The organism is Candidatus Nitrospira nitrosa (genome assembly GCF_001458735.1).
Taxonomy (GTDB): Bacteria; Nitrospirota; Nitrospiria; order Nitrospirales; family Nitrospiraceae; genus Nitrospira_D; species Nitrospira_D nitrosa.
This window is the reverse complement of sequence record NZ_CZQA01000008.1, coordinates 136,088-149,217: the sequence shown is the minus strand read 5'-3', so window position 1 is coordinate 149,217 and position 13,130 is coordinate 136,088. Positions and strand designations below refer to the sequence as shown.

General features: G+C 53.1%; 12 protein-coding genes. All 12 read left to right on the top strand.

Annotation, left to right across the window (positions count from 1 at the left end):
- Nucleotides 1-36 precede the first annotated feature (36 nt).
- Complete coding sequence (locus tag COMA1_RS09430) at nt 37-873, top strand: class I SAM-dependent methyltransferase (protein WP_176697968.1); 837 nt, start codon at nt 37-39, stop codon at nt 871-873.
- A gap of 81 nt (nt 874-954) precedes the next feature.
- Nucleotides 955-2,232 (top strand): glycosyltransferase family 4 protein, encoded by a 1,278-nt coding sequence (locus COMA1_RS09425; RefSeq protein WP_218055350.1) that lies wholly within the window; start codon nt 955-957, stop codon nt 2,230-2,232.
- The gene (locus tag COMA1_RS09420) at nt 2,229-2,978 is read left to right on the top strand and encodes a glycosyltransferase family 2 protein (RefSeq protein ID WP_090747420.1); all 750 of its coding nucleotides are present in this window, start codon (nt 2,229-2,231) and stop codon (nt 2,976-2,978) included. The genes COMA1_RS09425 and COMA1_RS09420 overlap by 4 nt, the downstream gene beginning before the upstream one ends.
- A 123-nt stretch (nt 2,979-3,101) precedes the next feature.
- Complete coding sequence (locus COMA1_RS09415; protein WP_090748825.1) at nt 3,102-4,094, top strand: NAD-dependent epimerase/dehydratase family protein; 993 nt, start codon at nt 3,102-3,104, stop codon at nt 4,092-4,094.
- Nucleotides 4,095-4,239: 145 nt separating this feature from the next.
- On the top strand, nt 4,240-5,394 hold the full coding sequence (locus tag COMA1_RS09410; RefSeq protein WP_090747417.1) for a glycosyltransferase family 4 protein: 1,155 nt from the start codon (nt 4,240-4,242) through the stop codon (nt 5,392-5,394).
- Nucleotides 5,395-5,726: 332 nt separating this feature from the next.
- The gene (locus tag COMA1_RS09405; protein ID WP_141654286.1) at nt 5,727-5,936 is read left to right on the top strand and encodes a hypothetical protein; all 210 of its coding nucleotides are present in this window, start codon (nt 5,727-5,729) and stop codon (nt 5,934-5,936) included.
- Between the two features lie 101 nt (nt 5,937-6,037).
- The gene (locus COMA1_RS09400) at nt 6,038-7,324 is read left to right on the top strand and encodes an O-antigen ligase family protein (protein WP_090747410.1); all 1,287 of its coding nucleotides are present in this window, start codon (nt 6,038-6,040) and stop codon (nt 7,322-7,324) included.
- Nucleotides 7,311-8,135, top strand: coding sequence for a glycosyltransferase family 2 protein (locus tag COMA1_RS09395; protein ID WP_090747407.1), 825 nt, complete (start codon nt 7,311-7,313; stop codon nt 8,133-8,135). The genes COMA1_RS09400 and COMA1_RS09395 overlap by 14 nt, the downstream gene beginning before the upstream one ends.
- Nucleotides 8,136-8,401: 266 nt before the next feature.
- A complete protein-coding gene (locus COMA1_RS09390) occupies nt 8,402-9,205 on the top strand; it encodes a glycosyltransferase family 2 protein (protein WP_090747404.1) in 804 nt (267 codons plus the stop codon).
- Complete coding sequence (locus COMA1_RS09385) at nt 9,202-10,059, top strand: glycosyltransferase family 2 protein (protein ID WP_090747401.1); 858 nt, start codon at nt 9,202-9,204, stop codon at nt 10,057-10,059. Before COMA1_RS09390 ends, COMA1_RS09385 begins: the two co-directional genes overlap by 4 nt.
- On the top strand, nt 10,056-11,168 hold the full coding sequence (locus COMA1_RS09380; protein WP_090747397.1) for a glycosyltransferase family 9 protein: 1,113 nt from the start codon (nt 10,056-10,058) through the stop codon (nt 11,166-11,168). Before COMA1_RS09385 ends, COMA1_RS09380 begins: the two co-directional genes overlap by 4 nt.
- Nucleotides 11,165-13,060 carry a polysaccharide biosynthesis protein gene (locus tag COMA1_RS09375; RefSeq protein WP_090747395.1) on the top strand — a complete coding sequence of 632 codons (1,896 nt, stop codon included), beginning with the start codon at nt 11,165-11,167 and terminating at the stop codon, nt 13,058-13,060. Before COMA1_RS09380 ends, COMA1_RS09375 begins: the two co-directional genes overlap by 4 nt.
- The last annotated feature ends 70 nt before the right edge of the window (nt 13,061-13,130 follow it).

Below are 13,130 nucleotides of genomic sequence, written 5' to 3'. Positions count from 1 at the left end.
GATAAGGTAGGCTGCTGTACGCTGCCGACTAGCGCGATGCGTATTCTTCAGATTGATATCCCCGATCATGAGTTGGCTGGTGACGAGTTGGCGTATCTCTCTCGCCTGCAAGGGAGTGAGCTTGATCTGGCGAAAATATGGGAGTTGATGGATTGTGAATGGGAGAATGCTGGGGCCGGATATTCGGAGACTGACCAGGAGGCGGTTTCAAAGTTCTATGAGTCACCCGTATGGTTGCTCAATGGCCTTTTCACGGAATGTGACCAAGATTCGAAGCGGCATCGGGACCGGATTGCTGCGTGGCTCGCTGGGCATGCCTTTGCGGTGATTTATGACTATGGAGGCGGGTATGGTTCCCTTGCCAGAAAGATTGCTGCCCTCTGTCCAAATTCACAAGTGATGGTTGTTGAGCCATTCCCGCGAAAACTTGCCCTCGCTGTCTCCAGAAGTTTTACGAATCTGACCTTTGTCGCGGCATTGTCAGGGCGTGCGGACTGCATTGTCGCGCAAGACGTATTGGAGCACATCGTCGATCCATTAGACGTCTTCGGACACCTGCTCCATCATGTCCATGTGGGAGGATATATCGTGACGGCGAATTGCTTTTACCCGGACATTAAATGCCATCTTCCTCAAACCTTCCATCTACGGTATGCGTTCCGCCATATCGTTCCTTCGCTTGGCTGCACATATGTCGGCACCATTCCTGGTGTCAGGCATGCGCAGATTTTTCGGAAAACCGATTCTGAGCCAAACTGGGAGAAAGCGCGTCGGCAGGAGCGGCTCTCGAAAAGCTGGTCGCGTGTTGTGCATCCCATCGTCGAACCAATCAAGGCATTGGTGAGACCGATATGGAGAGCGCTCAATGGGTGATATTGTGTTAAGCGGGTTGTTCCTTCTTGTGAACGGTTTCAGATTAGGAGTCGACACGTTCGATTCATGAGACCGCTGCTGATGAACACGTATGATATTCGTGGCGGAGCGGCGCGAGCGGCGTATCGGCTTCACTGTGGCCTTCGAGCGGCAGGCATCGAGTCCCAGATGCTTGTGCAGTCAAAGAGCAGCGATGATCCCTACGTAGATGGTCCGCGCAGCCGTTTCGAGACTTTGTTGGGGGTCATGAGGCCGCAATTCGATATTTTACCGACGTATTTCTACCCTAGGCGTGGGAGTGGTGTGTATTACCCGGGGCTGCTTCCTGGGAATTATGTGAAGCGTGTGCGACGGATGAAGCCTGACATTGTCCATCTGCACTGGGTGGCAGGGGGGTTTCTGAATCCGTCGGCTCTCACCGATTTCGGAGCGCCTGTCGTGTGGACGCTGCATGATATGTGGGCGTTTACAGGTGGGTGCCACTATGACAATAACTGTGGGCGGTATATCGGAACATGTGGGAAGTGCCCAGAGCTTGGCTCTTCTCGAGAGACGGACTTGTCACGATTGGTGTGGCAACAGAAACGGAGGAAATGGGCTGAGGTTTCGCTGACCGTTGTGACCCCCAGCCGATGGCTTGCCGAGTGCGCACGAAAGAGTGCACTGTTTTTCGACAAGCGCATCGAGGTTATTCCCAACGGGCTGGATATCACGCGATTTCGGGCGGTTGATAAACAGAGAGCGAGGGAACTGCTCGGACTTCCGACTGGGAAGCGACTGATCTTGTTTGGCACGCTCAATGCCAATATGGGCCACCGTAAAGGGTCTCAAGAGCTGAAGGAAGCCCTGCAGACATTTCGCAAGGCTCAGGACCATCAAAACGACTGCGAAGTTGTTATCGTAGGGGCATCACGGCCGATCTCTCCGCCGGATTTTGGTCTGCCGGTCAACTATATGGGTATTTTGAACGATGACGTGACCCTGGCTCTGTTGGCCTCAGCTGTTGATGTCGTGGTGGTACCGTCACTCCAAGAGAACTTGTCCAATACTGTGATGGAAGCGCTTGCGTGCGGCACGCCCTGTGTGGCGTTCGATATCGGAGGGATGCCGGATTTGATCGAACATAGACAGAACGGTTATCTGGCGAGATCGTTTGAGTCGCTTGATCTGGCTCATGGCATGCAGTGGGTCTTGGAAAATAAAGAGCGCTGGTGTGCGTTGTCGAAACGGGCACGTGAAAAGGTCGAAGCTGAGTTCGATCTCAGGGACGTCGCTGAGCGTTATAGGGCGCTGTATTTGAATGTGTTGGATCGGACAGGACAAGGCGGTCACTGTCCCATGTTGAATGTCGTGTCATGAAGATCACCATTGTCACAGTTGCCTACAATGCCGCGTCGACTGTCGCGAGTACGATCCATTCGGTCGCGGTACAGACGTATTCCGATCTTGAGCACATTGTTATTGACGGCGCTTCACAGGATAAGACCGTGGAGATCGCGCGGCAATCGTCGGGGCGGATTTCGAGACTGGTGTCTGAGCCGGATCTGGGGGTGTATGACGCGATGAATAAGGGGCTGATGCTCGCATCCGGCGATGTAATCGGCTTTCTGAATGCTGATGATGTCTATGCTGGGCCGGCGGTGCTCTCCCGCGTGATGACGGTTATGGAAGCTGAACGACTGGATGCTCTGTTGGGGGATGTGGAGTTTTTCCGGCCGGAGCATCCCGCGCGTACCGTTCGCCGATATCGATCCGCACGGTTTACACCTGACCGAATTGCATGGGGGTGGATGCCGGCCCATCCGGCGCTTTTTCTCAGACGACAGGTATATGAGCGATTCGGGCTGTTTCGCACAGACTACCGCATCGCCGGCGATTTTGAGTATTGCGCACGAATCTTTCACGAGAAGAGGTTGGTCTACCGCAATCTTCCGGAAACGCTGGTGCGGATGCGGGTTGGCGGCATTAGCACCGGCGGTTGGCGCAGTACGCTCTTGCTCAATCGAGAAGTCTTACGCGCCTGTCGCGAGAACGGGATCCACACGAACATCTTGAAGATTTCCTCGAAATACCCCGCCAAGTTATTGGAGTTTCTGGTGAAGTGAAGAGCCGAATCTGCAGTCTTGGCGATTTGGTCGACCTGCGCAGCCGGTGGGCAGGTGGGCAAAGTTCTCATCATACCGAAGTGCCTCAATTCGACCAGGCTGACCTGGCATGTCCGAGTTAAGATGGGGCAACAGATACTCGTTACCGGGGCAACGGGGTTCATCGGGAGAGCGTTACGTCTGAATCTTCTGAGGGCCGGGTATGAGGTGCGGGGGACGATACGAAATCCAAGCAAAACACCACTGCAAGAACGTTCTCATCCCGGTGGTCTCAACTGGGTGGTCTTACACGATCAATCGACGGCGGCCGAACTGCAACAAGTGCTCAAGGGGGTGCATGTGGTCATCCACTTGGCGGCGCGGGTCCACGTTATGGCTGGCCACGAGTCCGATCGACGTCACGAATTTACTCGAATCAACGCAGACTGGACCGAACGGCTTGCCCGGGCCGCAGGGGCACAAGGAGTCCGTCGGTTCGTGTACATGAGCTCGATCAAAGTACATGGCGAGAAGAGCAGCGCGCCGTTTACGGAAGAGGATTCCCCAAGTCCGCAGGATCCGTATGGTGTTTCAAAGTGGGAAGCAGAGCGGGGCCTAGCAATGGTCTCATCCCAAACGAGTCTTGAGATCGTCGTGATTCGGTCGCCGCTTGTGTATGGTCCCGGTGTGGGAGGCAATTTTCTGCAACTTCTAAAGATTGTCCAAAAGGGAATTCCGCTGCCGTTTGCTCTAGTAGAAAACCGACGCAGTCTTATCTACCAGGGGAACCTGGTTGATGCGCTCATCCGATCCGTCGAGGACGATAGAGCGGCAGGTCGGACCTATTTGGTGAGTGACGGAGAGGATCTGTCTACTCCAGACTTGATTCGGCGACTCGGCGCGGCATTGGGATTACGGGCACGTCTTTGGCCATTGCCTATCCCGATACTCCGTAGGTTGGGGCAAGTTGTTGGAAAGCAGATGGTGGTTGAGCGTCTGGTTGAGTCTCTCCAGGTCAACCCATCGAAAATCAGGCAAGAGTTGGACTGGCATCCTCCATTTTGCGTCGATCAAGGTCTTGCGGAGACCGCCGACTGGTTCCGTGCGCATGCGGCCAAACGGGTAATGGTTGCATGACACAGGGCGGCGGTTGAGATGGAGCATTGCCCCGTGACTCAGTTCAGCCGCGCCCTGTGGATACCGCATCCATGATTTTGGGAATCATCCGCACTCAGCACGCTCACATGCTGACAAGGACACAAACACGGAGTACCATGGGGCGATGATGTTGATGGCTTTTCCAGCTCTGGTTGCGTTTGTGGTCGCATGGTGGATCACGAAGCGACTCTGTTCACCGAAATCTTTCCTGTCTATTCTTGCCCATCCCAACGAGCGAACCTTACACGCCATGCCGACTCCCCAGACTGGAGGGTTAGCAGTGATCGGCAGCGTCGTGATCGGACTTATTCTGGTTGCGAGTCTATTGGCCATTACGCAACCCTCGAAGTCCGTGTTGCCGAAAGGAGTGGCGTCAGGCAGTTTGTGGATCATTCTATCGATGTTACTCGTCTTCGTGGTGTCATTCATCGACGACTGTATTGGGCTTCCCGCCACGCTCCGGTTGAGCGTGCAGGTTGCCGCCGCCTGTATCGTTATCGCCGGTGTTGGGTTAACCGTGTCAGCTATCCCTATTCCTGGAGGGCCTACCATTCAACTCGGGCTGGCGGCAGTCCCCGTGAGTGCCTTGTTGCTGGTTTGGATGGCCAACCTCTACAACTTTATGGACGGTATGGACGGCTTCGCCGGTGGAATGACGTTTTGGGGCTTCGGGTTTCTTGCCTATTTGGGATGGCAGGCACAGTTCCCGGTCATGCTGATCATTTCCACATTTGTTGCGATGGGTGCGCTGGGGTTTCTCATGCATAACTTTCCGCCCGCGCGTATCTTTATGGGCGATGCGGGAAGCATCACCGTTGGGTTTTTGGCAGGCACATTGATGATTCTTGGGGTTCGAGACAGATTGTTCGAGATATGGGTCCCGATTATGATTTTCTCTCCCTTCATTGTGGATGCGACCGTGACATTGGTCAAACGGGTTCTACATGGGAAAAGGGTCTGGGAAGCGCACCGGGAGCATTATTACCAGCGGGTAGTGCTGAGCGGGTGGAGCCATCGTCGGACTGTGCTTGCAGAGTACGGAGTCATGATTCTGTGCGGAGGGCTAGCCGTTTCATATCATCACTCAACAGACAACGTGCGAGTCATCATCCTTGGTGTGTGGGCGGGAATGTTCGTCCTATTGGCGATGCTCGTGCATATGCTTGAACTGAAGATGGCAACCTCTTGCCCGGTTCAGGATTCTCAGGTGGCAGGTAGTAAGAAAAAGGTACAGGCTATGCCGGCCGAGGACTCCTCCAGAGTGACAGTCAATACATAGCTTGACCGGACTCGATTTCACATCGTGCCAACCGAAGACAAAGAGTGAGGCCATACGCCTCGCTATCCATTTACGTGATATTCGAGATCAGGCTGCTGAGTACCCAGAAATATATGTGAAGAGGATTGCCTTTCCGATCTCGGTTGTGGAGGCCGATGTCATTCTTTGTTCAGACGACTTGTTCAATGCTGTGGGTTGTCGTTCGGTGTTAGAAGAGTTCTCACGGTCTCCCTCTCCCAGCGGTTTGGGTGATCAAGCGTGTATTGCGACCAGGAGGCATGTTGTCGGAGATGGGCGCCCGCAACCCTGATTGCGCTAGCCGTACGATAGGCATGGCCTCGTTTGAGGGCGTACAGATCCGCGCACACAGTGGCCAGGTAATCGAGGCCTTGGGATTCAGCAATGCGATTTCCAGAAGTCTCGAAGGAATTCATAAGGTTAGCCAGTTCGACGAAGTATCGCCAGAAGGCGCGGGAACCGGAAAGGTCTCAGCCGAAGAAGGAAAAGCCCGGATGAGGTTCACGACCGGAATCAAGAAGTAAGCAGATCTTCCAATGAAGGTTGAGAGCGTCATCCGTAAGCCGCACTGAATATTTGAATAATTCGCCGACTGGGTCGAACAAGCAGAGAGGTAAAGTGCTGGATGATGATCAAGCTCTCCTGTGGGCTGCAAACGTTGCTGGCCGTATCGCCATTGTTTGTCTTGACAATAAAAGGTTGGATAAGCGGGATTCTCTTTGCCAGTAGTGCGTTAGCAGTTTTCATGTTGTGTGTGGACTACGCGCGCCATTCGCCAAGCTTTCTGAGGAACAATAACTGGTTATGGTGTTATATCATTCTATTTATTGTGCCGGTGGCAGCCATTTTTTTAGGGCAGACAGGGCGGCAGGATTACAGCGGGCGCGATTATGACAGTCCTTCAAGATTTGTTTTATCCATACCGATACTGTTGGTTCTGTTTCAGCATCGTTTTGATGTGCTCAAGTCGATGATTTATGTAATGCCTGGAGCCATATTTATTACATGCATTGTTGTGACTTTAAATCCTGAAAACCCATGGGGGCATCTGAACGATCCGGCTCATTTTCGCGCATCAACGTATTTTGTCGACCCTTTGACATTTGGCAGTTTGAATATGACCTTGGGGCTGTGTTGTTTATTATCAATTGATTTGTATGGGCGCGATGACTGGGGAGTGAGAGTTTATAAGACCACAGGCTTTATTGTGGGCGTGTATTTGTCAATTTTATCAGGCAGTCGCACCGGGTGGCTGGCGCTTCCTCTAGTTCTATACATGTGGTCACATTTGAGACTGACTCGTTATCGAGCTCCAGTGTTCATAAGCATACTTTTGCTGGCGAGTGGGAGTTACTATTTATCCGCCACCTTGCAGCAGCGGTTGGACGTGGCTGTGCAAGAAATAATCTCCTATCACTGGGATTCGCTGAACCCGCAGACATCGGTGGGAGATCGATTATCTTTTTTGCGCATGGCGGTTTTTTTGTTCGCTCAGAATCCATGGTCAGGCTTTGGTGATCATGGATTTGCGACGTTTATCAACAGCCCTGACTTGAATCGTTACGCGCTTCAACAAACTCAAGAATTTGCACTGCACTCCGGTTTTCATAATGAAATTGCAACCAATATGGTTCGTTCAGGGGTTTGGGGCTTGCTGTCGAGTAGCGCGCTTTTTCTAATGCCTGCGCTGTTTTTTATCCGAAGTTTGTGTGCGCCTTCCCCGCAAATCAAGAGAATTGCTTTGCTTGCGCTTAGTTATTTAGTGTGCACCTTCATTAGCGGCATGACCACCGAGGTGTTCAATTTGAAATTCACGGCCACCTTCCATGCCCTCATGTTTACGTGTTTCATAAGTTCGTTGCTTGTTCATCATGCTGTAGGCCAGGGTAGTGAGAAAAATGAATCCACTTAAATATTCGATCACGTTTGCTTGCTACAATCAGGTGAATTACACTCGGCACTGTATTGACAGCATGATTAAGCACGGACTTGATGTGAGTCGCTTGGTGGTTGTCGATAATGGGTCAAGCGACGACACAAAAAACTATTTGAATACTCTGCCATTGGGTGGGCGGATATTTAATAAGTCCAACTTGGGCTGTGGTGTTGCATGGAACCAGGGCGCGTTGGCGCTTCAATCCGAATGGACAATTATCATGAACAACGATGTGCTTGTATCTCGTGGGTGGGTCGAAAACCTGATCGATGTTGCCGAAGCAAATGGTTTAAAAATCATTTCGCCGGCATTGATTGAGGGGCCGCTGGACTACGATTTTGATGCATTCGCAGAAGATGCTATGGCGAAAATGAAAGATGCTCTCCGAATAGGCGGTCGGCATGCTGTGTGTCTTGCTGTTCATGAGTCTGTTTGGCTGGAGATCGGTTATTTTCAGCCGATACCAAAATTGCTGGGTTATGAGGATACCATGTTTTTCCATGAAGTGGATAAGGCTAGAATTCCTATCGGGATGACCGGTAGATCTTGGCTGCATCACTACGGCTCTATTACTCAATCAGCTCTGAAGCAGGAACGAGGACTATCGGAAAAAGACGGTCTGGGCAACCGCCGCAATTACCGATTGTTGCAACAAGGCTGGCTGGAGCGAAAATTGAAGAAAATCAAAAAACTTCGCCAAATACAGTCGTGGTGCGCTCAAGAGACTCGCCATTTTGGCATGTCGATGCATGGAGGAAGAGAGAATGGTCGATTTTCTTGGAAATAAAGGCTGTTACCGTATGGGAAAGTGCGATTTATTAACCGCTCATGATGTGCTACAGGCAACCCATCGCGGATGAGGATGGCGCCCGTACACTTCAACAGACCTGTGTCACATTCAGATATAAGCCCACCTATCAGGAGCGGCTTCTTGATAAGGCCAACCGCGTCAAGCCCTGGGGCTCCAGCCATTTTTTGGGTCAAATTTGGAGGTGAAAGTTCTCCATCGATAGTGCCTGCTGGATGGGGGGAGCTTATGGTTGGGGAGCGAGTATGCTGAAAATTTCAGCCTATATAATCGCCTACAACGAGGCCGGGAAAATTGCCGATGCGGTGAACAGTGTCCTATGGGCGGACGAGATCGTGGTGGCCGATTCCAACAGTACAGATGGGACTGACCGGATTGCGCGAGAGTTGGGGGCGAGAGTAGTTCAGATTCCATTCGAAGGGTTCGGCCATCTGCGGAATCGCGCGGTCCAGGCGTGCACCCACGACTGGGTGCTCAGCATCGATACAGACGAGCAATGTACGTCGGAGGTCAGGGACGAAGTCCTAGCGATTTTGTCTGGAACTCCCGCGCACGACGCCTATCTTGTGCCCAGGCGGAATTACTTCATGGGGCGTTGGATCAAACATTCCGGCTGGTATCCCAATTTTCGCCAACCACAATTATTTCGAAAAGGGGCCATGAAGTACGCGGAGTCGCCTGTTCACGAGGGATATGAATTGCTGACAAGCAAGCCCGTTGGCCGCTTGGAGCAGGCAATTTGGCAGGTTCCGTTCAGAGACTTTGAAGAGGTTGTGAAAAAGGCCAATCGCTATTCCTCGCTGGGTGCGCTCAAGCTCGCCGATCGTCGAGTGTCGATGGGAGCGGCCCTGGGGCACGGCGTATGGTCGTTCCTCAAGCACTATCTGGCGAAGCGGGGGTTCCTCGATGGCTGGCCGGGATTTGTCATCGCCTTCGGAAATTTTGAGGGCACATTCTATCGGTATGCCAAACGGTTTGAACAACAGGAGCTCTGGCCGCTCCCGACGCATGCGCCTCTTCGTCGCCCCGGCGATTCACATTCCAAATGAAAACAGCCCTGATCGTGACGACCTACAATCGTCCGGATGCGTTGGGAGCGGTGCTGGAAGGGTATTGTCGTCAAAGCGATCAAGATTTTGACCTCGTGGTTGCCGATGATGGTTCGAAGGAGGACACGGCGGAGGTTGTGCAGCAATTTGCACAGCGTGCACCGTTCCGGCTGACACATGTCTGGCATGAGGACCGGGGGTTTCGAGCCGCTGCCATTCGCAATCGTGCCGTTGCGTCGTCTGGGGCCGACTATATTGTGTTCACGGATGGGGACTGCGTTCCCTCACGTCATTTCGTGCGTGTCCATAAACAGCTGGCTGAACAGGGCTATTTCCTCGGAGCCAATCGTGTGTTGCTCTCGGCTGGATTGACGAATCGTGTTCTGTCCCAACAGGTGCCGATTCATACCTGGCGCGTATTCGATTGGATCCTGTCCTGGTCGAAGCGAGACGTCAATCGCGTGCTCCCGCTGATGGAATTGCCGGATGGTCCGTTTCGAAAATGGAGGTCTTACCGCTGGGAAGGCATCAAGACTTGCAACTTTTCTGTATGGCGTGCCGACCTCATCCGTGTAAATGGGCTGGACGAATCGTATGAAGGATGGGGGCTCGAGGATTCTGACTTGGTCATTCGACTGCTCCATGCCGGAGTGAAGCATAAGAGCGCGCGCTTCGCCGCAACGGTGTTTCATTTATGGCATCCAGAGCAGGATCGCATGAGATTGCCCGATAATCAGAAACGCCTGAATGACCTTCTTCGTTCATCGGCAGTTCGAGCCGTCGCTGGACTTGATCAATACCATGCAACGTTGCTTGATTATCAGTCCGCTTCGCCGCGACGAGCAACACCATGAAGTGCGATCCCCGCAGTGTGTTAGTCGTATGTACGCGTCGAATTGGGGATGTGCTCCTAGCCACGCCGGTCATTCGCTCGCTCAAGGCCGCGTTGCCAAACGTGATGATCGACATGCTTGTATTCGAAGGGACGCAGGATATTCTCTCCGGCAATGCGGATATCCGCCGAGTCTGGACCATCGCCGAGCGTCCGGCGATTCGTCCCCATCTCGCCTTGCTGTGCTCGCTGTGGCGGCGCTACGACGTAGCAATATCGGCTCTTGCAGGCGATCGTCCGACGTTTCATGCCTGGGTCGCAGGACAGTATTGCATTGGGACGTTGTTGCCCGACAAGAAATCCTGGTGGAAGCGGAAGATGTTGAATCAGTGGGTCCCGTTTGACAATCTTCTTACACATACGGTTGCCATGAATCTCAGGCTACTTACCCCGTTGGGTATTACACCACTCGGTACTCCTGTAGTGAGCTGGACGGATGAGGATGCACGATCTGTTAGCATCCTGTTCCCTGATGTCAGGAATGCTCAGTCCTACGCCGTGCTGCATGTGTCACCAAAGTTTGCCTACAAAACGTGGACCGTCGATGCGTGGGTGGCGCTTGGACGGTGGTTGATTGATCGTGGGCTCATCGTCGCTGTGACGGGGATCGAAACGGCTGAGCAGTCGTATTGTGATCAGATCATTCAGGGGCTACCCAAGGCCGTCAATTTGATCGGCCGAGTGACCTTGCCGACCCTTGGTTATTTATTAAGTCGCGCTGCGTTGTATGTTGGAACGGATACAGCGGTCAGTCATATGGCCGCTGCCGTTGGAGTGTCCTCCGTCGTTCTATTTGGTCCCTCCAATCCGGTGAAGTGGGGGCCTTGGCCGAAGGACTTTCCTTCAACCGCACAAAGCCCATGGCAGAGGCAGGGATCGCAGCGGCAAGGGAATGTGTGGTTGCTTCAAGGCGACGGAGACTGCGTGCCTTGTCTTGCCGAAGGATGTGATCGTCACGTGAATAGTCTGAGTGATTGCCTCCAGCAATTATCCGTGCATCGGGTTATCCAGGCTGCTGAGGCCTTGCTCAGAGAACAAGAAAACAACGGCGCAGTGCCAACTGGCGTATGAAACAGTCAACGGCAAAGCTATTCCATTTCCTCGCAGGGAGATTTGGAGGCCGGGTCCTTGAGTACCGGTCGATTCTCGTCCTGAGTACGCAACTGCTGCTGATTTTCGCGGCCAACCTGACGGCATTTGCGCTGCGATTCGATGCGAGTCTCCCTCGCGCGTATCGGAAGATCATGTGGGATTTCATGCCTGCCGTGTTGCTGGTGTACGGTATCGGCTTGTGGGTGTTCGGGATTCAGCGAGGGCTCTGGAGATATGTTGACCTTCGCGATCTTTGGAGAATCCTGCTGGCCTCGGTGAGCAGCGCCGCGGTGTTTTATGGGGTGATCCATCAATTCGGCGGCGTGGCACAATATCCCCGATCCGTGATCATCCTAACAGGCCTGTTGACGGCGCTCTATTTGGCAGGCAGTCGATTGGCTGTGCGAGGGTTCCGGGAGTGGATTCAGGTATTTGATCCGAGTGCGCGACGTGTCTTGATCGTCGGTGCAGGGCATGCGGGCGAGCTCTTAGTCAGGGACATGCTGTATGATGCGAATTACCACTGCTATCCGGTGGGGTTCGTGGATGATGATCCGATCAAGCGCAAGATGAACATTCATGGAGTTCCTGTCGTAGGAGTCATTGCAGACATCAAGAGAGCCGCCGAACGGTTGAAGGTCGACGAGATCATTGTGGCTATCCCTTCCGGCTCCACAACGGTGAAACAGAAGATTCTTGCAGCCTCAGAAGGCTGTTCGGTGCCGATCAAGACGTTACCCGATGTCAAGCAATTGCTCGGTGATCCTGTCTCACTGCAACAAGTGCGACCAATGAGCGTCGACGATCTGCTCCAGCGTGAGCCGATTCGGACGGATTCCCAAGAGTTGTCTCCTCACATCAGCGGGAAAACGCTCCTCGTAACGGGAGCAGGAGGATCGATCGGATCCGAACTTTGCCGACAGATTGCCCAGCACAAGCCCAAGGCCTTGATCTTGTTTGAGCGTTACGAAAATACGCTCCATTCGCTATTGCTGGAGTTACACGCAGCCTTTCCGACGGTGAAAATTCTCCCCATCATCGGAGATGTGACCGTGCCGGATCGTGTGACGGAAGTGTTTCGCCAGACCTGCCCTGACATTGTGTTTCATGCCGCTGCGCACAAGCATGTTCCGCTGATGGAACTGAATCCGAAAGAAGCCATCCGCAACAATATTCTAGGCACCCGTATTGTTGCCGAGGCCGCTGTCAAGGCAGGCGTCGGCCGATTTGTCCTGATTTCCACAGACAAGGCTGTCAATCCTTCAAGTGTGATGGGTGTGACGAAGAGAATTGCCGAGCATATGATGCAGGAGTTCAATAGTCCCGGTCTCACAAAGTTCACGGTGGTGCGGTTCGGGAATGTGCTGGGCAGCAACGGGAGTGTGGTCCCTCTGTTTACTGAACAGATCCGCAAAGGAGGGCCGGTGACGGTCACCCATCCAGAGATCAAGCGGTTTTTCATGACCATTCCGGAAGCAGTGCAACTCGTACTCCAGGCGAGTGCGATGGGGCGGGGAGGGGAAGTCTTTGTCCTCGATATGGGAGAGCAGATCAAGGTGGCTGATTTGGCCAGGAATATGATTGTATTGGCTGGATTGGTTCCAGGGAAAGACATTGACATTGTCTATACCGGTTTGAGGCCTGGAGAAAAGATGTATGAAGAACTCTTTGAGGAGCAGGAACAGGCCGAACGCACGGTTCATGCGAAAATCAATCGAGCGAGTGGTGCTCCGGTTTCCGTCGGCGAGCTGGATCAATGGCTGGAGATGTTGCAAACGAATCTCCCTCGTTGTGATGAAGACGAGCTGCTTCAAGATCTCAAGCGCCTGGTGCCGAGCTTTCAACCTGCCATCCCCCAGCGTGTGTCGTGATGAGACCGTATGGCGCCTGTGTGCAATACGTGTGGTGTGATTCGGTGCGGTCCATAAACGGGTTATAAAG

What these genes read in the sequence shown, in the direction of transcription:
- COMA1_RS09430 (WP_176697968.1), top strand. Translation starts at nt 37, where the DNA reads ATGCGTATTCTTCAGATTGATATCCCCGATCATGAGTTGGCTGGTGAC.
- COMA1_RS09425 (WP_218055350.1), top strand. Translation starts at nt 955, where the DNA reads ATGAACACGTATGATATTCGTGGCGGAGCGGCGCGAGCGGCGTATCGG.
- COMA1_RS09420 (WP_090747420.1), top strand. Translation starts at nt 2,229, where the DNA reads ATGAAGATCACCATTGTCACAGTTGCCTACAATGCCGCGTCGACTGTC.
- COMA1_RS09415 (WP_090748825.1), top strand. Translation starts at nt 3,102, where the DNA reads ATGGGGCAACAGATACTCGTTACCGGGGCAACGGGGTTCATCGGGAGA.
- COMA1_RS09410 (WP_090747417.1), top strand. Translation starts at nt 4,240, where the DNA reads ATGATGTTGATGGCTTTTCCAGCTCTGGTTGCGTTTGTGGTCGCATGG.
- COMA1_RS09405 (WP_141654286.1), top strand. Translation starts at nt 5,727, where the DNA reads ATGGCCTCGTTTGAGGGCGTACAGATCCGCGCACACAGTGGCCAGGTA.
- COMA1_RS09400 (WP_090747410.1), top strand. Translation starts at nt 6,038, where the DNA reads ATGATGATCAAGCTCTCCTGTGGGCTGCAAACGTTGCTGGCCGTATCG.
- COMA1_RS09395 (WP_090747407.1), top strand. Translation starts at nt 7,311, where the DNA reads ATGAATCCACTTAAATATTCGATCACGTTTGCTTGCTACAATCAGGTG.
- COMA1_RS09390 (WP_090747404.1), top strand. Translation starts at nt 8,402, where the DNA reads ATGCTGAAAATTTCAGCCTATATAATCGCCTACAACGAGGCCGGGAAA.
- COMA1_RS09385 (WP_090747401.1), top strand. Translation starts at nt 9,202, where the DNA reads ATGAAAACAGCCCTGATCGTGACGACCTACAATCGTCCGGATGCGTTG.
- COMA1_RS09380 (WP_090747397.1), top strand. Translation starts at nt 10,056, where the DNA reads ATGAAGTGCGATCCCCGCAGTGTGTTAGTCGTATGTACGCGTCGAATT.
- COMA1_RS09375 (WP_090747395.1), top strand. Translation starts at nt 11,165, where the DNA reads ATGAAACAGTCAACGGCAAAGCTATTCCATTTCCTCGCAGGGAGATTT.